This is a genomic window from Persicitalea sp., from assembly GCF_041751555.1.
Classification (GTDB): Bacteria; Bacteroidota; Bacteroidia; order Cytophagales; family Spirosomataceae; genus Persicitalea.
In genome coordinates, this window is record NZ_JBGSXF010000590.1 from 1 (window position 1) to 17,403 (window position 17,403).

Genomic DNA, 17,403 nt, shown 5'->3' on the forward strand with positions numbered 1-17,403 from the left:
CGTGATGCCTTCGTGCGAAAGTGCCTCCTGTAATCCAACTTCCATGTCGGCCAGCCAGTCGGAAAGGGGGATTTGGCTTTGTTGCCAGTCGGCCAAAATCTGCCGGGTGGCGATGCGACTGAGTTGGGCTTGTCCCATCCCTACCGCGCTGAAAATACCCGCTTCGTTGGGGATAATGACTTTTTCAATGTGCAGTAATTCTGCCAATTGGCAGCCGTGCAAGCCGCCTGCGCCGCCAAAGGTCATCAGCGCATATTCTGCCGGATCGACGCCTTTACTGACCGAAATTTTACGAATTCCTTCCGCCATTTTTTCATTGGCGATCCGCTCCAAGCCTGTAAGTACTTCCTGACCACTGAGGTTGTTGCCCGTCTTGAAGGTGATTTCATCGATGAGTTTCTGCAAAGCATCGAAAGCATTTTCGGCGCTAATCGGAATCTCGAATTGACTGGTATCTAGTTTTCCCAACAACAAATTGACGTCCGTAATCGTCAGCGGCCCGCCCGCTCCGTAGCAAGCCGGTCCTGGCTCGGCCCCCGCGCTTTGCGGACCGACGCGCAGGGTGTAGCCATCGTACCAGCAGACCGAGCCTCCCCCGGCGGCCACCGTTTCGATGGCGAAACTGGGGTTCAGCATCTCGTAACCTTCGATTTGGGTCAGGTAGCTGAGGATTGGACGCCCGTCGATGCGGGCCGTATCCGTACTGGTGCCACCCATGTCGAAGGTTAGGATTTTTTCAAAACCCAATTGCTGCGCCAGCCGCGTCGCGGCGATCATGCCTCCGGCTGGGCCGCTCAACAGACTATCTTTGGCGTGGTAATTCTGGCTCTTGACCAAACCTCCCGCGCTGGTCATCACCTGTATGGCGACATTTTTCAGGCTCTTTTGAATGCTATTCAAATAGCTCCCGATAATAGGCGAGAGGTAGGCGTCGATCGCCGCCGTTTGGGTGCGGCGCAGATAATGGATCTGGGGGAAGAGCGCTACCGCTGAGGAAACGGGTAGTTCGCTGTTGTGCCGGAGGTAGTCGGCGATGAGGTTTTCGTGCGTAGGATTGCGGTAAGAATTAAGCAGGGAAAGACCGACCGACGAGAACTCGCCGTCATCCAGATATTCCAGAAGCCGCTCCAACTCAACAGGAGCCAGGGCACCCAGCACCTTGCCCGACGAATCCAGCCGTTCTTCCACTTCAAAAACATCCGAGTACAAAGGAATTGGCTCGGGGATGTTTAATTGAAAAAGGTGCGGTCGTTGCTGCGTCCCGATTCTCAGCAAATCCTTGAACCCCTTCGTGACGACGAGCAAACTTTTCGCTCCCTTCTTTTCCAGGAGCGCGTTGGTACCTTTGGTAGTGCCTATGCGTAACTGGATTTTAGGAAAAGGCAGACCGAGTTTAGTTTTGGTTATAAGCCGGATTGCTAATACGGGCGCTTCCTCCTCACTGGTGAGGTCGAAATCTACATTGGATAAAGCCGGAATATTTTCTTCCAGCGTAAGAATGTGGTTGCGGTAATCGATGGCCAGCAGTTTTGTGCTGACTTCCCGTGAGGGAATGTTGAGCGTATAGCCTTCCAACAGTGGGCTGTCGTAGTTCCAGGGTGCCTCGAAACTGTAATTGTAAGGATCGATCTTTCGGATAATCCGCCCCCGCAGGCTACCGCTGCTCAGTACCTTGACCCGGTGGGTTTCGCCCCTGGGATCATGGGCGATGCAGTCCGTAAACGTGCCGCCCGTGTCGATATGAATATGCCAGGTACCTTGATTTGCCACCAGTCGAGGGAAGTTGGTATTTACAAAAAAGGAATTTCCCGGCTTATTTACCCGCCGAAATCAGGTTGGCAAACAGACGGTAGGCCCCCGGTACTCCGGCGGGCAGTTCACGGAAGAAGGAAATGCCCGTATAAATGTAAATTCCCTTACCGTATTTGGTGTAAATCAACCCACCTTTTTGCTCCTCCTCACCGGGGTCTTTACTGGCCAGGACGGGCGTGTAGTTTTTTTCGTAATCCGAAGCGAAATATAAGCCGCGTTCTTGAATCCAGCCCTCGAAATCTTTTTGGGTGATTTTGTTAGGCTTGTTCAATAGCGGGTCGGAGGGATTCAGAAATTTGATGGCGGCGGTCTCGTCGGTCACGCGGTTGCGGCTGATGTCGAAAGGGTAGGGGCCCATGTTCTCGACTTTCAGACCGTTGCTCAGGAAACCGTTGCGTGCAGTGGCGTACTGCACCACCATCGTGCCGCCATTCTTGACGTAGTCCATGAGTTTTTGTTGGTAAAAACCCAGTCGGTCCTCGGTATTGTAGGCACGAACGCCCACTACAATGGCATCGTAAACACTCAGCTCTTTGCCCAACTCCTTTTCGTCCAGCATCGTGACCTGCGCCCCAATCTGGCGTAAGGCGGCGGGTACCTCGTCCCCGGCTCCGGCGATATAGCCAATCTTCCTGGCCAAATTCTCAATATTCAGTTTAACAAGTTCCGTCTCGGCGGGCGGGAAGAGTGTTTGCGTGGGAATGTGCCTAAACTCGACGCTCCGCAGGCTGTTTGAGAAAGTACCTCGGTCGGTCGTCACTTGAACCTTCAACTTCCCCTCGCTGTCGCCCGCAGGGGGCGTTACCTTTACATTCAGCACTTTTTCTTCGTACTTATCTTTGGTAGCAAAATCGATTTGCGCGGGTTCGATTTTCCAGCCTTTGGGCATATCGAAAGTGATTTTTCCCTTCATGTTAGACTCGTTGGCTTTCAACAACAAATCGACTGACTTAGGCTGCTGATCGGCGAAGACGAAAACCTGCTCGGAAAGATTGACCGTCACCGCCGGGCGCAACTCAAACGGGCGGTAAATCTCACCCTCCGACGGATCGACCGATTTGTATTTCCAGGGCGAGGTAAAAATAAACGTGGAACCTTCGATGAAGAAAGTGAAGGCGGTTTCGAGTTCCGGCGCGTTCCCGGGTCTTCCCACCGATTCGGGGTCGTCGAATTGAAATACTTTTCTATTCTTGATGGGTTTGCGCAACCAATATGGCTGCGATACGGGCAGATTTTTCGGGATGGCTACCGTTTTCTTGAATTGCAAAGCCTCGAATGTATTCAGCGAAACATTTAAGGTACTGTCGAAGCTCGCGCCCATCATTTTGATGCCTTTTAATGTGACGGGCGTCGCCGAGCGATTGACAACTTTCACCTCGACCATCGCCTTGCCGCCGGGCGAGGCGGAATAGTCGGTCGGGTTGGTCTCGAACCATAGTCCCAGGCATTCCTGAATTAATTGCTGTACTTCGTCTTTTTTCTTTTTTACGTAAAAATCTTTGGTGTCCAACTTTTCCAATTCCTTGTGGATGGTCACCAGAGCCGGAACGGAAGCACTAGGCTTCGTCAAATCGAAATCCGAGATAGCCTGTTGAATCAGCTGACTGAGCTTGCCGCTGTCTTTTACCCGATTCCAACTCAAATCCACGCCATCGAAGAGGTCGTCCTTCGCAGGTTTGCCATCCACGTGCAGCATGAAATCTTTCCGCAAATTGATATTAGGCGCCGAACCAAAGCCCTGCGTCTTGTGCATCGAGCGACTGGAAGACGCAATTTCGCTGTACGACTTGCCCAGAATGGGGTTGTATCCACTCAAATCCACTTCCACGTAGCTGCCGCCGTCGCTTGGGGCATTGTTCTGGAAACCTCGCGAGTAAGTGTTCCAGACGATGCGCTCAGGCTGCCAGACCTTCACGGTTTTCAGTTGTTCAGGATATTTGGTAGGATCACCGCTGATCTTGAATGCCTCGTGCGCCAGGTAAGCCGAAGAATTGTGGTGGCCGTGACCTGCCCGCTCGTCGGGCGGAAAGCGCGTAACCAGCACATCGGGGCGGTACTTACGAATAAGATAAACCACATCACCCAGAATCAGGTCTTTGCCCCAAAAGTCCAGCGTTTCCTCGCGGGTTTTGGAATAGCCGAAATCATAAGCGTGGGTAAACAATTGTTGCGCCCCGTCGGTGCGGCGGGCGGCGAGTAATTCCTGGGTGCGAATAATACCGATGTACTCACCCTGCTCGGAACCGATGAGGTTTTGGCCGCCGTCGCCACGTGTAAGTGCTAAGTAGTAAGTACTTACAAGCTTATCTTTGGCTAGATATGCCAACAGCAAACTATTCTCGTCATCGGGGTGGGCGGCGATGTGCATTGCGCTACCGAGGACATTGAGTTTTTTTAAATTGAGGAAAATTTCGCCGGAAGTGGGGTTGGGGGCTTGCGCAAAAAGAGAATTGTTCAGGCAGGCCAAGCAAAGAAAGAGGGCAAATATTTTTTTCATGTAAAATTTTAGATTGTGCAAATGGCAAACTACCCTCAAAGATAGTCGGTTCAAACGGCTTGCGCCAAATTATCCAGCAATCGGAGCAATTAATACTACTCTTTTGAATTTGCTTGGGCAAGTGCGGGCCAAACCGCTATATTTGCCCGATTTTTCACTACCAAAACCAATTTCTAACTTAGAATGGATAGTATTATGTACCTGGTTCCTGCCTTCGGAGTGGTGGGATTACTTTACACCGCGTGGCGATTCAGTTGGGTCTCCAAGCAACCCGCCGGTAACGCCGAAATGCAGCGGCTTTCGGGCTACATTGCCGACGGAGCCATCGCCTTTTTAAAAGCCGAATGGAAAGTTCTGGCCCTGTTCGCCCTGCCTACGGCGGCTCTGCTGTTTTGGCTGGGTTCCGACGAAGGTACGCCCGAGCGTCCCATCCACTCGTCTCCCCTTATTGCGGTCGCTTTTTTGATCGGGGCCGTTTTCTCGGCCTTTGCGGGTTACATCGGCATGATTATCGCCACAAAAGCCAATGTGCGCACCGCCGAGGCGGCACGCTCTTCGCTTGCTAAGGCTTTGCAGGTATCGTTTACGGGCGGTTCCGTAATGGGTATGGGCGTGGCGGGTCTCGCCGTACTGGGCCTGGGCGGACTGTTCATTATATTATACCAAACCTTCGCCGCTGGCCTGCCATTGAATTCTGAGGAAATGCGGAAGGCGATCGAAGTACTGGCTGGCTTCTCGCTTGGCGCAGAATCCATCGCGCTTTTTGCCCGCGTGGGTGGCGGTATCTACACCAAAGCCGCCGACGTCGGAGCCGACCTGGTTGGTAAAGTCGAAGCCGGAATCCCCGAAGACGACGTGCGGAACCCCGCTACTATCGCCGACAACGTAGGCGACAACGTGGGTGACGTAGCTGGTATGGGTGCCGACCTTTTCGGTTCTTACGTGGCGACGATTTTGGCCACAATGGTATTGGGTCAGGAAATTGACGTGGCCTCTACCGATGCGTATGGTGGCTACTCTCCCGTACTGCTTCCGATGATGATTGCTGCCGTGGGTCTGTTGGCCTCGTTGGTATCTACATTCTTCGTGCGCATCAGCAAGGAAACGTCTTCCGTGCAAAATGCTTTGAACCTGGGCAACTGGGCTTCGGTAATCATTACTTTTATTGCTTCGTATTTTCTGGTAAAGGGCATTCTGCCCGAAACGCTCAACCTGCGCGGCTTTGAATTCACGGCCAACGGCGTGTTCTATGCCATCGTGACGGGTCTTGTGGTAGGCGCGCTGATGTCGATCATTACGGAGTATTATACCGCTATGGGCAAGCGTCCCGTCAACTCAATCATTGAGAAATCAGGTACGGGCCACGCAACCAACATCATAGGCGGACTCGCTGTGGGTATGGAATCTACGGTATTGCCGATTTTGGTTCTTGCCGCCGGTATTATCCTGTCCTATAAATTCGCCGGACTGTATGGTGTGTCCATTGCTGCCGCAGGTATGATGGCGACTACTGCCATGCAATTGGCCATCGATGCCTTCGGACCTATTGCTGATAACGCGGGCGGTATCGCTGAGATGTCGCAATTGCCACCCGAAGTGCGTGAGCGCACCGACAACCTCGACGCTGTGGGTAATACCACCGCCGCTACGGGTAAAGGCTTCGCCATTGCTTCTGCTGCCCTGACATCGTTGGCACTATTCGCTGCTTTCGTGGGCATCGCGGGCATTCGCGCCATCGACATTTACAAAGCTGACGTGCTGGCCGGGCTGTTTGTCGGCGGCATGATCCCGTTCATTTTTAGTGCGCTGTGTATTTCAGCGGTGGGTAAAGCTGCGATGGAAATGGTGAACGAAGTTCGTCGCCAATTCCGTGAGATTCCCGGCATCATGGAGTACGAGGCCGAGCCCGAATATGAAAAGTGCGTGGCTATTTCCACGCAAGCCTCTTTACGGCAGATGATTCTGCCCGGTGCCATTGCCCTCATTACGCCAGTATTGATCGGCTTCACAATGGGACCTGAGGTTCTGGGTGGTCTGTTAGCGGGTGTGACTGTCTCCGGCGTGTTGATGGGTATTTTCCAGTCCAACGCGGGTGGAGCCTGGGACAACGCCAAGAAGTCATTCGAGAAAGGTGTTCTGATCGATGGCGCGATGTATTATAAGGGTTCCGATCCTCACAAAGCGTCGGTGACGGGCGATACTGTTGGTGATCCTTTCAAAGATACTTCCGGTCCTTCGATGAACATTTTGATTAAACTAATGTCGATCGTATCGCTGGTAATTGCACCATACATCGCAGTCATTTCCAATGACATCGACAATGTGATCGAAGAACCCGCTGTGGAAGTGCTGCCCATCGACGGCAGCATGACGCCGACGGATGTGTACGAACTGGAAAACGGCTTGAAGATGAATATTGCCCGCGATGGTAGTCCTGTGGAAAGCAACTTGGTGGATTTTATCCGTTCCGATCGTCCAGTCGATAAGACGACCTGGTTCGATTTCGATCGCCTGCTTTTTGAAACCGGGAAGGAAACTTTGAAGCCGGAATCACAGGAGCAACTGGGGAACATCGCTGAAATTTTGAAAGCTTACCCAAGTGTGAATGCCAAGTTGGGCGGCTACACCGACAACACGGGCGATCCCGATATGAACATGAAGCTATCGGCGGATCGCGCTGCTTCGGTGAAGCAGTCGCTGGTCAATATGGGAATCGACGCCTCTCGCCTGGAGTCGGAGGGCTACGGCGAACAGTATCCCGTGGCTTCCAACGATACGGAAGCGGGCCGCGCGCAGAATCGCCGGACTTCGATTCGGGTGACGAAGAAATAGAGAGCAGGATAAATTACAGGGAAGCCGCGCAGCGATCTGTGCGGCTTTTTTTATTACTTCAAAACTTTGTCATCGACCCAGAGAGGGGGAATAATTCCTCACGTATTATTCCCTTCAACTATCTGTAATGAACTATATGGTCAAGAAAATACTGCTGTTATTGGGGTCCATATTCTTGGCTTATCAAAGCTATACTTTGTTGAGTCTGGCGGATCAATTCAATACAAACTCGTGGGGATTGATAATTTTCGTTGCCTGGATACTCAACCTTATCATAACAGGAATATTCGCGTTAGCGGGCTTTGCTCTTGCAACGCAAAAGCTATTGCCTGAATCCTATTACAAAATAAGTCATCCAGCGAAATTGACGAAAGTATATAAATATTTGGGAGTCGATTTTTTCAGGAAAGCACTCCTGGCCACTCTTTGGAAGGATAAGAAACAAAGGAAGAAATATTTCAACGGTAAGAAACAGGGTATTGCAAACCTATCGGAGCAAACAATGAAGTCTGAGTTTGGGCATTTGCTGCCTTTCGTAGTAATTGTCGTTGTGAGTGTATACCTGATAATGATCGGTAAAAGCAGATTGGGTGTTGCTTCGATGATTATTAACCTAATTGGTAATCTGTACCCGGTTATTCTCCAAAGACATCATCGAATGAGAATCCAGAATATAGGAAAGTGGTCAGCTAAGAATGCCTGACTCAGCTTTTTTTGAAACGATAGATGGGATTCTTTTCTACAAACTCATCCCGCCATCGACAAAAATGTTCTGTCCGGTGATAAATCTGCCAGCATCAGAACAGAGCAACAGCGCCATCGCCGCGCAGTCGATGGGATCGCCGATGCCGCCCATAGGGGTAGTCATCCGCTGATCGATGCGCTCATCCACATCGGGAACAGGTTCGTCCAGACGAGGGGTGCCGATGACACCGGGCGCAAGGTTGTTGACCGTTACGCCTTGGTCGGCCACTTGCATCGCAATGTTCTTGACCATATTGTCTACCGCCGACTTGGTAGCGGCGTACACGATCATAGCCGGATGCGGCTTTTCCTGCTGAACGCTGCCAATAGTCAGCACGCGGCCCCAGCCTCGCTCGAGCATTTTGGGGATAAATTCCTGAAACAAAAAAAGGGTAGATTTGAAGTTAGTATTGACTTGAAAGTCGAAGTCTTGCTCCGCCATTGTTAACCAATCTTTGGCTACCTGCACCGAAGCGTTGACCACGAGAATGTCGGGCAGTTTTTTCTTTTGGCCAAGCTGTTTACGAAGTTTTTGGGCGGCGTCCGATTGGGAGAAATCCGACGAAAAGATGTGTGCCTTACCTCCATTTTTTTTCACTTCTTCCGCCACTCCTTCGGCCTGTTTTCGGTCCTTATGATAAAGGAGAATTACCTCAGCACCGTATTCGGCCAGTCCCAGCGCGATTCCCTTACCAATTCCCTGACTGGCGCCCGTCACTAAGGCTATTTTTCCTGATAAATCGAATTGATCTGTCAGCATGTGGATTTGTGTTGTGTTTTTGAAAAACTCAACAATTCAAAAAAGCTGTGCCTACAAAACAAAAATGCCGACCAAAGGTCGGCACGTTTGCATCTATTAGCCATGAAAAATAAACTTATTCAGCAGCCGGCGTTTCACCACCTTCGGTGTTCTCGCCAGCTTCGGCCGCTGCAGCTGCTGCTTCTTCAGCTTCTTCCTCTTCAAGAGTCAAGCCGCCACCGCGCAACGCGCGTGGTACGTCAACAGAAACCACAGGTACCGCTTTTTGGGAAAGGATGGTAAAACCTTCCTCAGCTATGGCCGCCACCTTCATGGATTTACCCAATTCGAGAGTGCTGACATTCAGTTCAATATAATCTGGAATGTCGCCGGCCATACCTTGTACGCGCAATTTACGCAATTTTTGGTTAAGTTTCCCACCATTGGTTACGCCTTTTGCGACGCCAATCAATTTAATGGGTACATCCACCTTCACTTCCTTGCCAGGCAGAATCTCCAGAAAGTCTGCGTGGAGCAGCGAATCGTTCACCGGGTGAAACTGGGTTTCCTGCAAAACAGCCTGGTATTCGTCGCCTTCAATATTTAACGTTATTTCGAAAACGTCGCCCGAAGTCAACAGCTCGCGGAACAACATGTTCGGCGCGTAAAAATGGTGTTGGGCGTCGCCGCCGTATAGCACACCAGGCACGTAGCCTTGGCCACGCAGGTCCTGGGAATGCTTTCTACCGAGATTCGCTCTTCGATACCCTACAATCTCTAACTTTTTCATACTTGATTAAAAAAAATGAACTTGAAATTTACTGATTATTTAAGAAAAGGGAGCTAACAGATTCGTGGTCACGGATACGGCCGATCGCTTTTGCGAATAAGGGCGCAACCGAAATTACTTTTATTTTCTTGCCTTCCTGACGCAAAGGCATTGTGTCGGTCACGATTAATTCTTCGAGAGCCGAGTTTTCGATGTTTTCGTAGGCTTTTCCCGACATGATTGCGTGGGTACATACCGCCCGAACGGATTTTGCCCCTTTTTCAAGAATGATTTCGGCGGCTTTGCAAAGCGTACCGCCCGTATCGATCATATCGTCGAAGAGAACGACATTGGCACCTTCCACGTCGCCGATGATCTGCATGGAAGCAATTTCGTTGGCCCGCTTACGGTATTTGTCGCATATAACCATATCAGCGCTAAGAAATTTGGCGAAATTACGCGCCCGCGCCGCACCGCCGACATCGGGCGAAGCAACCAGCAAATTGTCCAGTTTGAGGGCTTCAACGTAAGGCACAAAGATTGAAATAGCTTCCAGATTGTCCACCGGAAAATCGAAAAATCCCTGGATTTGTCCGGCGTGCAGGTCGATGGTCATCAGACGGTCGGCTCCCGAAGCTGTGAGCAGGTTGGCAATGAGTTTTGCGGCAATCGATACGCGGGGTTTGTCCTTTCTGTCTTGCCGGGCATAGCCGAAATAGGGGAGTACCAGCGTCACGTTATGCGCCGAAGCGCGCCGAGCGGCGTCGGCCATTAGCAATAATTCCAACAAGTTGTCGCCCGGAGGCGGGGTGGACTGAATCAGGAATACATCACAGCCCCGGACCGACTCGTCATACGCCGGTGAAATCTCCCCGTCGCTAAACTGACGGCAGGTGTAGCCGCCCAACGGACGGCCATATTCCTTAGCAATCTGCTCGGCAAGATGAGTAGAATAGGTTCCGGAAAATATCTTGACGGTATTAATAGCGGCCATGAAATCAAAAAGTTGCGCAAAAGTAGGAAAAAAAGCTTGGCTTTTGGCGGTCTGCGATCGGCATTGAGCTTTTTATTTTTTCAAAGTTTTGGTTTATAGTAATTTATATTTCTGATTTGATAGTTTTTTTAAAGAGTAAATAAACCATAAAAGCCGAAATCAAACCGATCATGCCGCCTACAATAACGTCTAAGGGATAATGTACTCCCACGTAGATGCGACTATATGAATAGACTACAGCCCATAGGAAGAACCACTTGATCCCAATGAGGTGCTTGGTGGGCAACAGATTCACGATCATGGCAATGCCAAAACCAGTAGAGGCGTGAGAGGAGACAAAACCGTAGGCTCCGCCACAACCACTCACCAGATGCACCAAACTCGCGATCGCCGGATCGTGGCAAGGGCGAGGACGCATGAAATAAGGTTTGAAAAGCGCGGAAGCGATTTGGTCAGAAAGTAGTACCACCGCAAGAATACAAAGAATATAGCCAACTGCCTGCAGTTTGAACTTTGAAACAATTGAATATAGTAGCAGTAAATACAGCGGTATCCAAGTCAGTTTATTGGTAACGACCTTCATAAATACATCCCAGAAAGGGCTATGCTGAGCATTTAACCACAAAAACACTTCTTGGTCAAAATGGGTGATATTTCCCATTAACTCATTCACGCTCCGTATCCGAGAGCTTGTCGCATCCGGCTGATGGTTTGCCGGGCCACCACGCGGGCTTTTTCTTCACCCTCTTCCAATTTGGTTTCCAGTGCTTTTCGGTCGTTCATGTAGTAATCGAAGACTTCGCGGGGTTCTTTGAATTTTTGCAAAATCACTTCGTGCAATGCTTTCTTGGCGTGACCGTATCCGTAACCGCCGCGCTCATAGTTGCCCCGCATCTCGGCGGTTTGTTCGTCTGTCGCGATGAGTGAATATAATTGATAGGTAATATCGATGTCAGGATTTTTTGGGTCTTCCAATGCGGTGGAGTCCGATAGGATCTTTTTAACTACTTTCATCAGGTCTTTTTCTCCCACAAAAATGTCGAGGTAGTTCCCATAAGACTTGCTCATTTTCTGACCATCGATGCCAGGAATTACCATCAACTTTTCGTCTATTCGCGACTCGGGCAATACTAGAATTTCACTACCCACCTGCGCGTTGACTGCCGCGGCAATATCCTTTGTCATTTCAAGATGCTGCTTCTGATCTTTGCCGACCGGAACGATATTCGCGTCATATAAGAGGATGTCGGCGGCCTGCAAAACGGGGTAGGTAAAGAGTCCCGCGTTGACATCCGAAAGTTTTTCTGACTTATCCTTAAATGAATGGGCGTTAGCCAGCATCGGATAGGGTGTGAAGCAATTGAGGTACCAAGCCATTTCGGTGTGTTCCGGCACCCGCGATTGCCGCCAAAAAACATTGCGGTCGGTGTCGAACCCAAAGGCGAGCCAAGTGGATGCTATGGCGCGCACATATTCCTCGCGCAAATTGCCGTCCTTGATCGTAATGAGTGAGTGCAGATCGGCGATGAAGAAGAAAGAATCATTGTCCGGGTCGCGGGATAATTCGATGGCGGGCTGAATCGCGCCCAGAATGTTGCCGAGATGCGGGCGACCGCTGCTTTGGATGCCGGTGAGGACTCTCATTTAGTGATGAGTGATAAATTATTAATTATGAACGATGAATGTTGGACTCCGCAATTAATTTTTTCTGATAGGAAATCTATCGGTGTGAAGTTTTTGGTTGAGCGTCCAGGATTGGTAATGCTAACGGCAAAATTCGGTAAATTGGGGCGGAAAATAAGGGGGAACTCGAAAATTGCGATAAACCTCTGCCAGATAACGATTCCCAAACTACCAATCGTAGAGACGCGATAAATCGCTTCTGTCAGGCGTCAACCATCGCCAAATCAAGATTTACCAAAATGCTTTCAAAAAATACTCTCCAGTTTCTCCTCGATTTATCCAAAAACAACAACCGCGACTGGTTTCTTGAAAACCGCAAACGGTACGATACCGCGAAAGCGGATTTTACCAAACTTACTGAAAAGGTGCTGAATGAGGTGAGCAAATTTGAAGAATTGGGCAAAACCCAGCCCAAAGACTGTGTCTTTCGCATCAACCGCAACCTCCGCTTTACCAGAGATAAACGACCTTACAAAAATAATTTCAGTATGGCAATCGGCCCAGGCGGGCGGCATTCGGGGCGGATCGACTACTATTTGCAAATTCAGCCGGGCGACCAGTCGTTTCTGGGCGCGGGCATGTGGAGTCCAACGGCCGAGCAATTAGCCAAGTACCGCCAGGAAGTAGACTACAACGCCGCCGAACTCAAAAAAATCATCGAAAATGAGACCTTCAGAAATTATTTCCCTGAAATCCACGGCGCGACGTTGAAAACCTCTCCCAAGGGTTTCAGTAGAGATCACCCTGAAATAGAACTCCTGCGCCGCAAAGAATTGTTCTTCTCCCATCGTATCATGGACAAAGAAGTGCTTTCCGAAAATTTTGTTACCGAAATACTCCATGCCATCCACCTCATCAAACCCTACTGCGACTTCCTGAACTATATTTTCCACGATGAAAAGGAAGTAGTTTAGGCGCATCAATAACTCAAACCAGCGGATTCAGGCGAAAGTAATATTCACTCATTCACTCATTCTATCATTCAAAATTATCCCCCTTGCAATTCTCTCACCTCCACTGCCATACCCAATTCTCGCTGCTCGATGGCGCGGCGGACATCAAGAAGCTTTTCAAGAAGGCCAAAGATGACAATATGCCCGCTGTGGCCATCACGGATCACGGCAATATGTTCGGCGTATTCGAGTTCGTAGCTGAAGGCAAAAAGCAGGGCGTTAAACCCATTGTCGGCTGCGAGTTTTATGTGGTGGAAGACAGGCACAAGCAGCAGTTTACCAAGGAAAACAAAGACGTTCGTTACCATCAGCTTTTGTTGGCCAAGGACGAAATAGGCTATAAAAACCTGGTGAAGCTCTGTTCACTTGGTTTTATTGAAGGGATGTACGGCAAGTACCCACGTATAGATAAGGAACTGATTCTAAGATACCACGAAGGTCTGATTGCCACAACTTGCTGCATCGGAGCGTCGGTGCCGAGAACGATTTTGCGGAAGGGTGAGGAACAGGGCGAGCGTGAGTTCAAATGGTGGCTCGATGTGTTCGGGGAGGATTATTATGTAGAACTGCAACGCCATGAAATCCGGGATCAAATCATCGCCAACGAAGTGCTGATGCGCTTTGCCCGCAAGCACAACGTCAAAGTCATTGCTTCAAACGACTCGCACTACGTGGATCAGGAAGACTGGAACGCGCACGACATTTTGCTCTGTATCAATACCGGAGATAAGAAAAGTACCCCTTCGGCTAAGGATTTCGACGAAGAAAACGGCATTCCAAAAGGTTCGCGCTTTGCCTTTTTCAGCGATCAGTTTTATTTCAAGAATACTGCTGAAATGTCGAAGCTGTTCCATGATTTGCCCGAGTCGATCGACAACACGAACGAGATCGTTGGCAAGATCAAGACGCTGGAGCTGCAGAAGGATATAATGTTGCCCAATTTCCCGATTCCTCAGGAATTCCAGACGCACACGCTGTCGGATTTTTCGGGCAAAAAAGAATTGACCGCTGACGTACTTAACCAGTGGGATTATCTAAAACACCTCACTTTCGAAGGAGCGCGGAAAAAGTACGGTACCATCACCGCCGAAATCGAGGAGCGGCTCAATTTTGAGTTGGAGACAATTCGTAGCATGGGTTTTCCCGGTTACTTCCTCATCGTGGCTGACTTCATCGACGCGGGCCGAAAGATGGGCGTATTTATCGGCCCAGGTCGTGGTTCGGCGGCGGGCTCGGTGGTGGCTTACGCGACGGGCATCACTAATATAGATCCTATTAAGTACGACTTGCTGTTCGAGCGTTTTTTAAATCCTGACCGGATTTCACTTCCTGATATTGACACCGACTTCGACGATGAAGGAAGGCAAAAAGTAATCGACTACGTAGTCAAGAAATATGGCTACAACCAAGTGGCCCAGATCGTAACCTACGGTACGATGGCGGCTAAGTCGGCCATTAAGGACGTGGCGCGGGTCATGGACTACCCGCTTTCCGATGCCAACGCGCTGGTAAAGCTGGTACCCGACAAGCCTTCCTACAACATGACGCTCAACCGGATTTTCAACTCACCGCTCGATGGGAACGACAGCCTGATGAAGCGTGAGGGTATCTCTTACGATGAAATGGAGAACGTCAAGAAGATGCGTACCGCCGCCAAGGGCAACGACATGGCGGCGCAGGTACTTGCTGAGGCGCAACGATTGGAAGGTACCGTCCGCAACGTGGGCATCCACGCAGCGGGTATCATCATTGCCCCCAGTGACTTGACAGAAATCATTCCCGTCTCGACATCCAAAGAATCCGATTTTCTGATTACCCAGTATCAGGGAAAGATAATCGAGGACGCGGGCGTCATCAAGATGGATTTTCTAGGGTTGAAAAACCTGACGATCATCAAGGAAGCCCTGCGACTCATCAAGCTGAACCACGGCGTCGAGATCGAGATCGACGAGATTCCGCTGGACGATATGAAGGTGTACGAACTCTTCCAGCGCGGCGAAACTAACGCGATTTTTCAGTTTGAATCCGACGGCATGAAAAAGTACATGCGCGAACTTGCCCCAGACCGATTCGAGGACCTGATCGCCATGAACGCTCTGTACCGTCCGGGGCCCCTGGCCTATATCCCCAACTTTATTCGTCGCAAGCACGGCCTGGAAGCCATCGAGTATGATTTACCCGAATTGGAGGAGTACTTAGGTGATACTTACGGGATTACCGTATACCAGGAGCAGGTGATGCTGCTTTCTCAAAAACTGGCGGGTTTCACGAAGGGACAGGCCGACACCCTGCGGAAAGCGATGGGTAAAAAGCAGATCGAGACGCTGAACAAAATGAAGGGGTACTTCATGGATGGCGGGGCCGAGCGGGGCCATGACAAAAAGAAGCTGAACAAAATCTGGACCGACTGGGAAGCTTTCGCGGCTTACGCATTCAACAAATCGCACTCGACTTGCTTCGCCTTTGTAGCCTACCAAACGGCTTATCTGAAAACACACTACAAAGCCGAGTACATGTCGGCAGTGTTGACAAGCTCGCTGGGGAATATCGAGAAAATTACCTTTTTCCTGGAAGAATGTAAGAGCATCGGCATCCCGGTGCTTGGCCCAGACATCAATGAATCCGATCGGCAGTTCAACCCCAACAAAAAGGGCGAAATCCGCTTTGGTTTGGCAGGTATCAAAGGGACAGGCGACGCGGCGGTAGAGTCCATTATCGCCGAACGAACAGCGAACGGCCCCTTCAAGGACATCTTTGACTTTATCACCCGGATCGAACTGCGCACCGTTAACAAGAAAACAATCGAGAGCCTGGCCTATGCCGGGGCTTTCGACTGTTTCAAGGACATGCACCGGGCGCAGTTTTTCGCCACTGAGCCGGGCGAAAGTTCCAATCTTATTGAGAAACTGATTCGCTATGGCAACACCATCCAAGCCGAAAAAGAATCGGCGCAGGTGATGCTATTTGGTGGTTTGGGCGGAGGTGGACAATCCTCGATGAGCAAGTTTACGATTCCGGTGGTGGAAGAATGGGGCGACTTACAAAAACTCCGGCATGAGCAGGAGGTAGTTGGCTTCTACATTTCGGGTCATCCGCTCGACAGCTTCCGGCTGGAGATGGACAGTTTTTGCACCTGTACGGTCAACATGGTACTGGAAGTACCCGAAGACATGACGCACCCGGTCTACCTGGGCAAGGATATCAGCGTAGCGGGCATCGTCACCAGCGTGATGGAACGCGTCTCGAAACGCGGGAGTCCCTTCGTGATTTTTAAGATCGAAGACTACCGGGGCTCGATGGAAATGCTGCTGGGTGGTGACGACATGGTGCGGCTGAAAAACTACCTCCAAATCGGCAATTTCTTATACATCAAAGGAAAGGTACAAAGCCGCTATTACAACGAAGACCAGTTCGAATTTAAAATTGCTAATATACAATTGCTTACTGAAATTCGGGAACAACTAGGCAAGGAAGTACGAATGACCTGCCCGCTGGATGTCATCGACCAGAAGTTCGTGACGCTGCTGAATGACGCCCTTAAATCGCATCCCGGCAAGTTTGCCCTCAGTCTGGCCGTGACCGATCCAGAGTCGAAGGCTAAAATACAACTACTGTCGCGTGCCTACCGGGTGGATGGCTCCAATGAGTTGTTCGATCGGCTGAAATTGTTGGAGGGTGTGCAGTTCTCGCTCAACTGACGTAAATTCAAATCTCAGGTGGCACATATCCCTCTCCTTTGAGCCGGGCAGACGTTGCTGAGAGGGGCAGGGACGGTCGACCGCCGCCGTGAGGTGATGAAGGCAAATAGGAACTTTTGTAGTTGAGGGTTTGGTTTAATACCCAAATCATACAATTACTTTAAGAATTTAGAATCATGGCGAAAGCAATTGAAGCAACCGACAAAACTTTTGATGAATTAATTGCGGGAGATAAGCCCGTCCTCGTAGATTTTTGGGCCGAATGGTGCGGTCCCTGTAAGATGATCGGCCCGGTGGTCGAGGAATTGGCTGGCGAGTTTGAAGGCAAAGCCGTAGTCGCTAAAATGGACGTGGACGCTAACGCGCAGATTCCTGCAAAGTTCGGCATCCGCAGCATCCCTACCCTGATGATCTTCAAAGGTGGTCAGCTGGTCGATAAAGTTGTCGGCGCGGTACCTAAGTCGGTTTTGGAGCAGAAATTAAACGAGCAGTTGGCGGTAGTGAGCTAAGGTACTTTATGTCTAGTATATGTTTGGCCCCAATCTTTGATTGGGGCTTTTTTGTGTCAATTTATTTTTTGAATGTGTAAAAACAAAACATTCATCAACGCTGATGTAAGCTAAACATAAACGGCTTTTGAAGAATTTTCTTCAATTGTGATTAAGGCTTAAAGCTTTCTTTA

Annotated in this window: 12 protein-coding genes; 5 read left to right on the top strand and 7 right to left on the bottom strand. The window is 50.1% G+C overall.

Going from position 1 to position 17,403, the window contains the following annotated elements; all coding sequences use genetic code 11:
• Both ACEW8P_RS20850 and ACEW8P_RS20855 read right to left on the bottom strand, forming a co-directional pair.
• The coding region (locus tag ACEW8P_RS20850) for a hydantoinase/oxoprolinase family protein (protein ID WP_373515004.1) at positions 1-1,770 on the bottom strand (1,770 nt) is incomplete at its 3' end.
• Between the two features lie 43 nt (positions 1,771-1,813).
• The gene (locus ACEW8P_RS20855) at positions 1,814-4,309 is read right to left on the bottom strand and encodes a PIG-L family deacetylase (RefSeq protein ID WP_373515005.1); all 2,496 of its coding nucleotides are present in this window, start codon (positions 4,307-4,309) and stop codon (positions 1,814-1,816) included.
• Positions 4,310-4,492: 183 nt separating this feature from the next.
• Between ACEW8P_RS20855 and ACEW8P_RS20860 the strand changes: the two genes are divergently transcribed.
• Together ACEW8P_RS20860 and ACEW8P_RS20865 are read left to right on the top strand one after the other, a co-directional pair.
• Positions 4,493-7,141: a sodium-translocating pyrophosphatase gene (locus tag ACEW8P_RS20860; RefSeq protein ID WP_373515006.1), complete on the top strand. Its 2,649-nt coding sequence runs from the start codon at positions 4,493-4,495 to the stop codon at positions 7,139-7,141.
• A 127-nt stretch (positions 7,142-7,268) separates the two neighbouring features.
• On the top strand, positions 7,269-7,844 hold the full coding sequence (locus ACEW8P_RS20865; protein WP_373515007.1) for a hypothetical protein: 576 nt from the start codon (positions 7,269-7,271) through the stop codon (positions 7,842-7,844).
• A 36-nt stretch (positions 7,845-7,880) separates the two neighbouring features.
• Here ACEW8P_RS20865 and ACEW8P_RS20870 read toward each other — a convergent pair whose 3' ends face one another.
• The 5 genes from ACEW8P_RS20870 to trpS form a co-directional block, all read right to left on the bottom strand.
• A complete protein-coding gene (locus ACEW8P_RS20870) occupies positions 7,881-8,645 on the bottom strand; it encodes an SDR family NAD(P)-dependent oxidoreductase (RefSeq protein WP_373515008.1) in 765 nt (254 codons plus the stop codon).
• A gap of 115 nt (positions 8,646-8,760) precedes the next feature.
• A complete protein-coding gene (locus ACEW8P_RS20875; protein WP_373515009.1) occupies positions 8,761-9,414 on the bottom strand; it encodes a 50S ribosomal protein L25/general stress protein Ctc in 654 nt (217 codons plus the stop codon).
• A 28-nt stretch (positions 9,415-9,442) separates the two neighbouring features.
• Complete coding sequence (locus ACEW8P_RS20880; protein ID WP_373515010.1) at positions 9,443-10,387, bottom strand: ribose-phosphate pyrophosphokinase; 945 nt, start codon at positions 10,385-10,387, stop codon at positions 9,443-9,445.
• Between the two features lie 103 nt (positions 10,388-10,490).
• A complete protein-coding gene (locus tag ACEW8P_RS20885) occupies positions 10,491-11,048 on the bottom strand; it encodes a phosphatase PAP2 family protein (RefSeq protein WP_373515011.1) in 558 nt (185 codons plus the stop codon).
• Positions 11,049-11,056: 8 nt separating this feature from the next.
• A complete protein-coding gene (gene trpS / locus ACEW8P_RS20890) occupies positions 11,057-12,031 on the bottom strand; it encodes a tryptophan--tRNA ligase (protein ID WP_373515012.1) in 975 nt (324 codons plus the stop codon).
• Positions 12,032-12,309: 278 nt separating this feature from the next.
• Here trpS and ACEW8P_RS20895 point away from each other — a divergent pair, with 278 nt between their 5' ends.
• The 3 genes from ACEW8P_RS20895 (at position 12,310) to trxA (ending at position 17,230) form a co-directional block, all read left to right on the top strand.
• Positions 12,310-12,984 (top strand): DUF2461 domain-containing protein, encoded by a 675-nt coding sequence (locus ACEW8P_RS20895; RefSeq protein WP_373515013.1) that lies wholly within the window; start codon positions 12,310-12,312, stop codon positions 12,982-12,984.
• Between the two features lie 83 nt (positions 12,985-13,067).
• Positions 13,068-16,721 carry a DNA polymerase III subunit alpha gene (gene dnaE / locus ACEW8P_RS20900; protein ID WP_373515014.1) on the top strand — a complete coding sequence of 1,218 codons (3,654 nt, stop codon included), beginning with the start codon at positions 13,068-13,070 and terminating at the stop codon, positions 16,719-16,721.
• 176 nt (positions 16,722-16,897) lie between these two features.
• A complete protein-coding gene (gene trxA / locus ACEW8P_RS20905; RefSeq protein ID WP_373515015.1) occupies positions 16,898-17,230 on the top strand; it encodes a thioredoxin in 333 nt (110 codons plus the stop codon).
• The last annotated feature ends 173 nt before the right edge of the window (positions 17,231-17,403 follow it).

Bases quoted from the DNA above. Each gene is read 5' to 3' on its own strand.
- ACEW8P_RS20855 (WP_373515005.1), bottom strand. From the start codon at position 4,309: ATGAAAAAAATATTTGCCCTCTTTCTTTGCTTGGCCTGCCTGAACAAT.
- ACEW8P_RS20860 (WP_373515006.1), top strand. From the start codon at position 4,493: ATGGATAGTATTATGTACCTGGTTCCTGCCTTCGGAGTGGTGGGATTA.
- ACEW8P_RS20865 (WP_373515007.1), top strand. From the start codon at position 7,269: ATGAACTATATGGTCAAGAAAATACTGCTGTTATTGGGGTCCATATTC.
- trpS (WP_373515012.1), bottom strand. From the start codon at position 12,031: ATGAGAGTCCTCACCGGCATCCAAAGCAGCGGTCGCCCGCATCTCGGC.
- ACEW8P_RS20880 (WP_373515010.1), bottom strand. From the start codon at position 10,387: ATGGCCGCTATTAATACCGTCAAGATATTTTCCGGAACCTATTCTACT.
- ACEW8P_RS20885 (WP_373515011.1), bottom strand. From the start codon at position 11,048: ATGGGAAATATCACCCATTTTGACCAAGAAGTGTTTTTGTGGTTAAAT.
- ACEW8P_RS20875 (WP_373515009.1), bottom strand. From the start codon at position 9,414: ATGAAAAAGTTAGAGATTGTAGGGTATCGAAGAGCGAATCTCGGTAGA.
- trxA (WP_373515015.1), top strand. From the start codon at position 16,898: ATGGCGAAAGCAATTGAAGCAACCGACAAAACTTTTGATGAATTAATT.
- ACEW8P_RS20895 (WP_373515013.1), top strand. From the start codon at position 12,310: ATGCTTTCAAAAAATACTCTCCAGTTTCTCCTCGATTTATCCAAAAAC.
- ACEW8P_RS20870 (WP_373515008.1), bottom strand. From the start codon at position 8,645: ATGCTGACAGATCAATTCGATTTATCAGGAAAAATAGCCTTAGTGACG.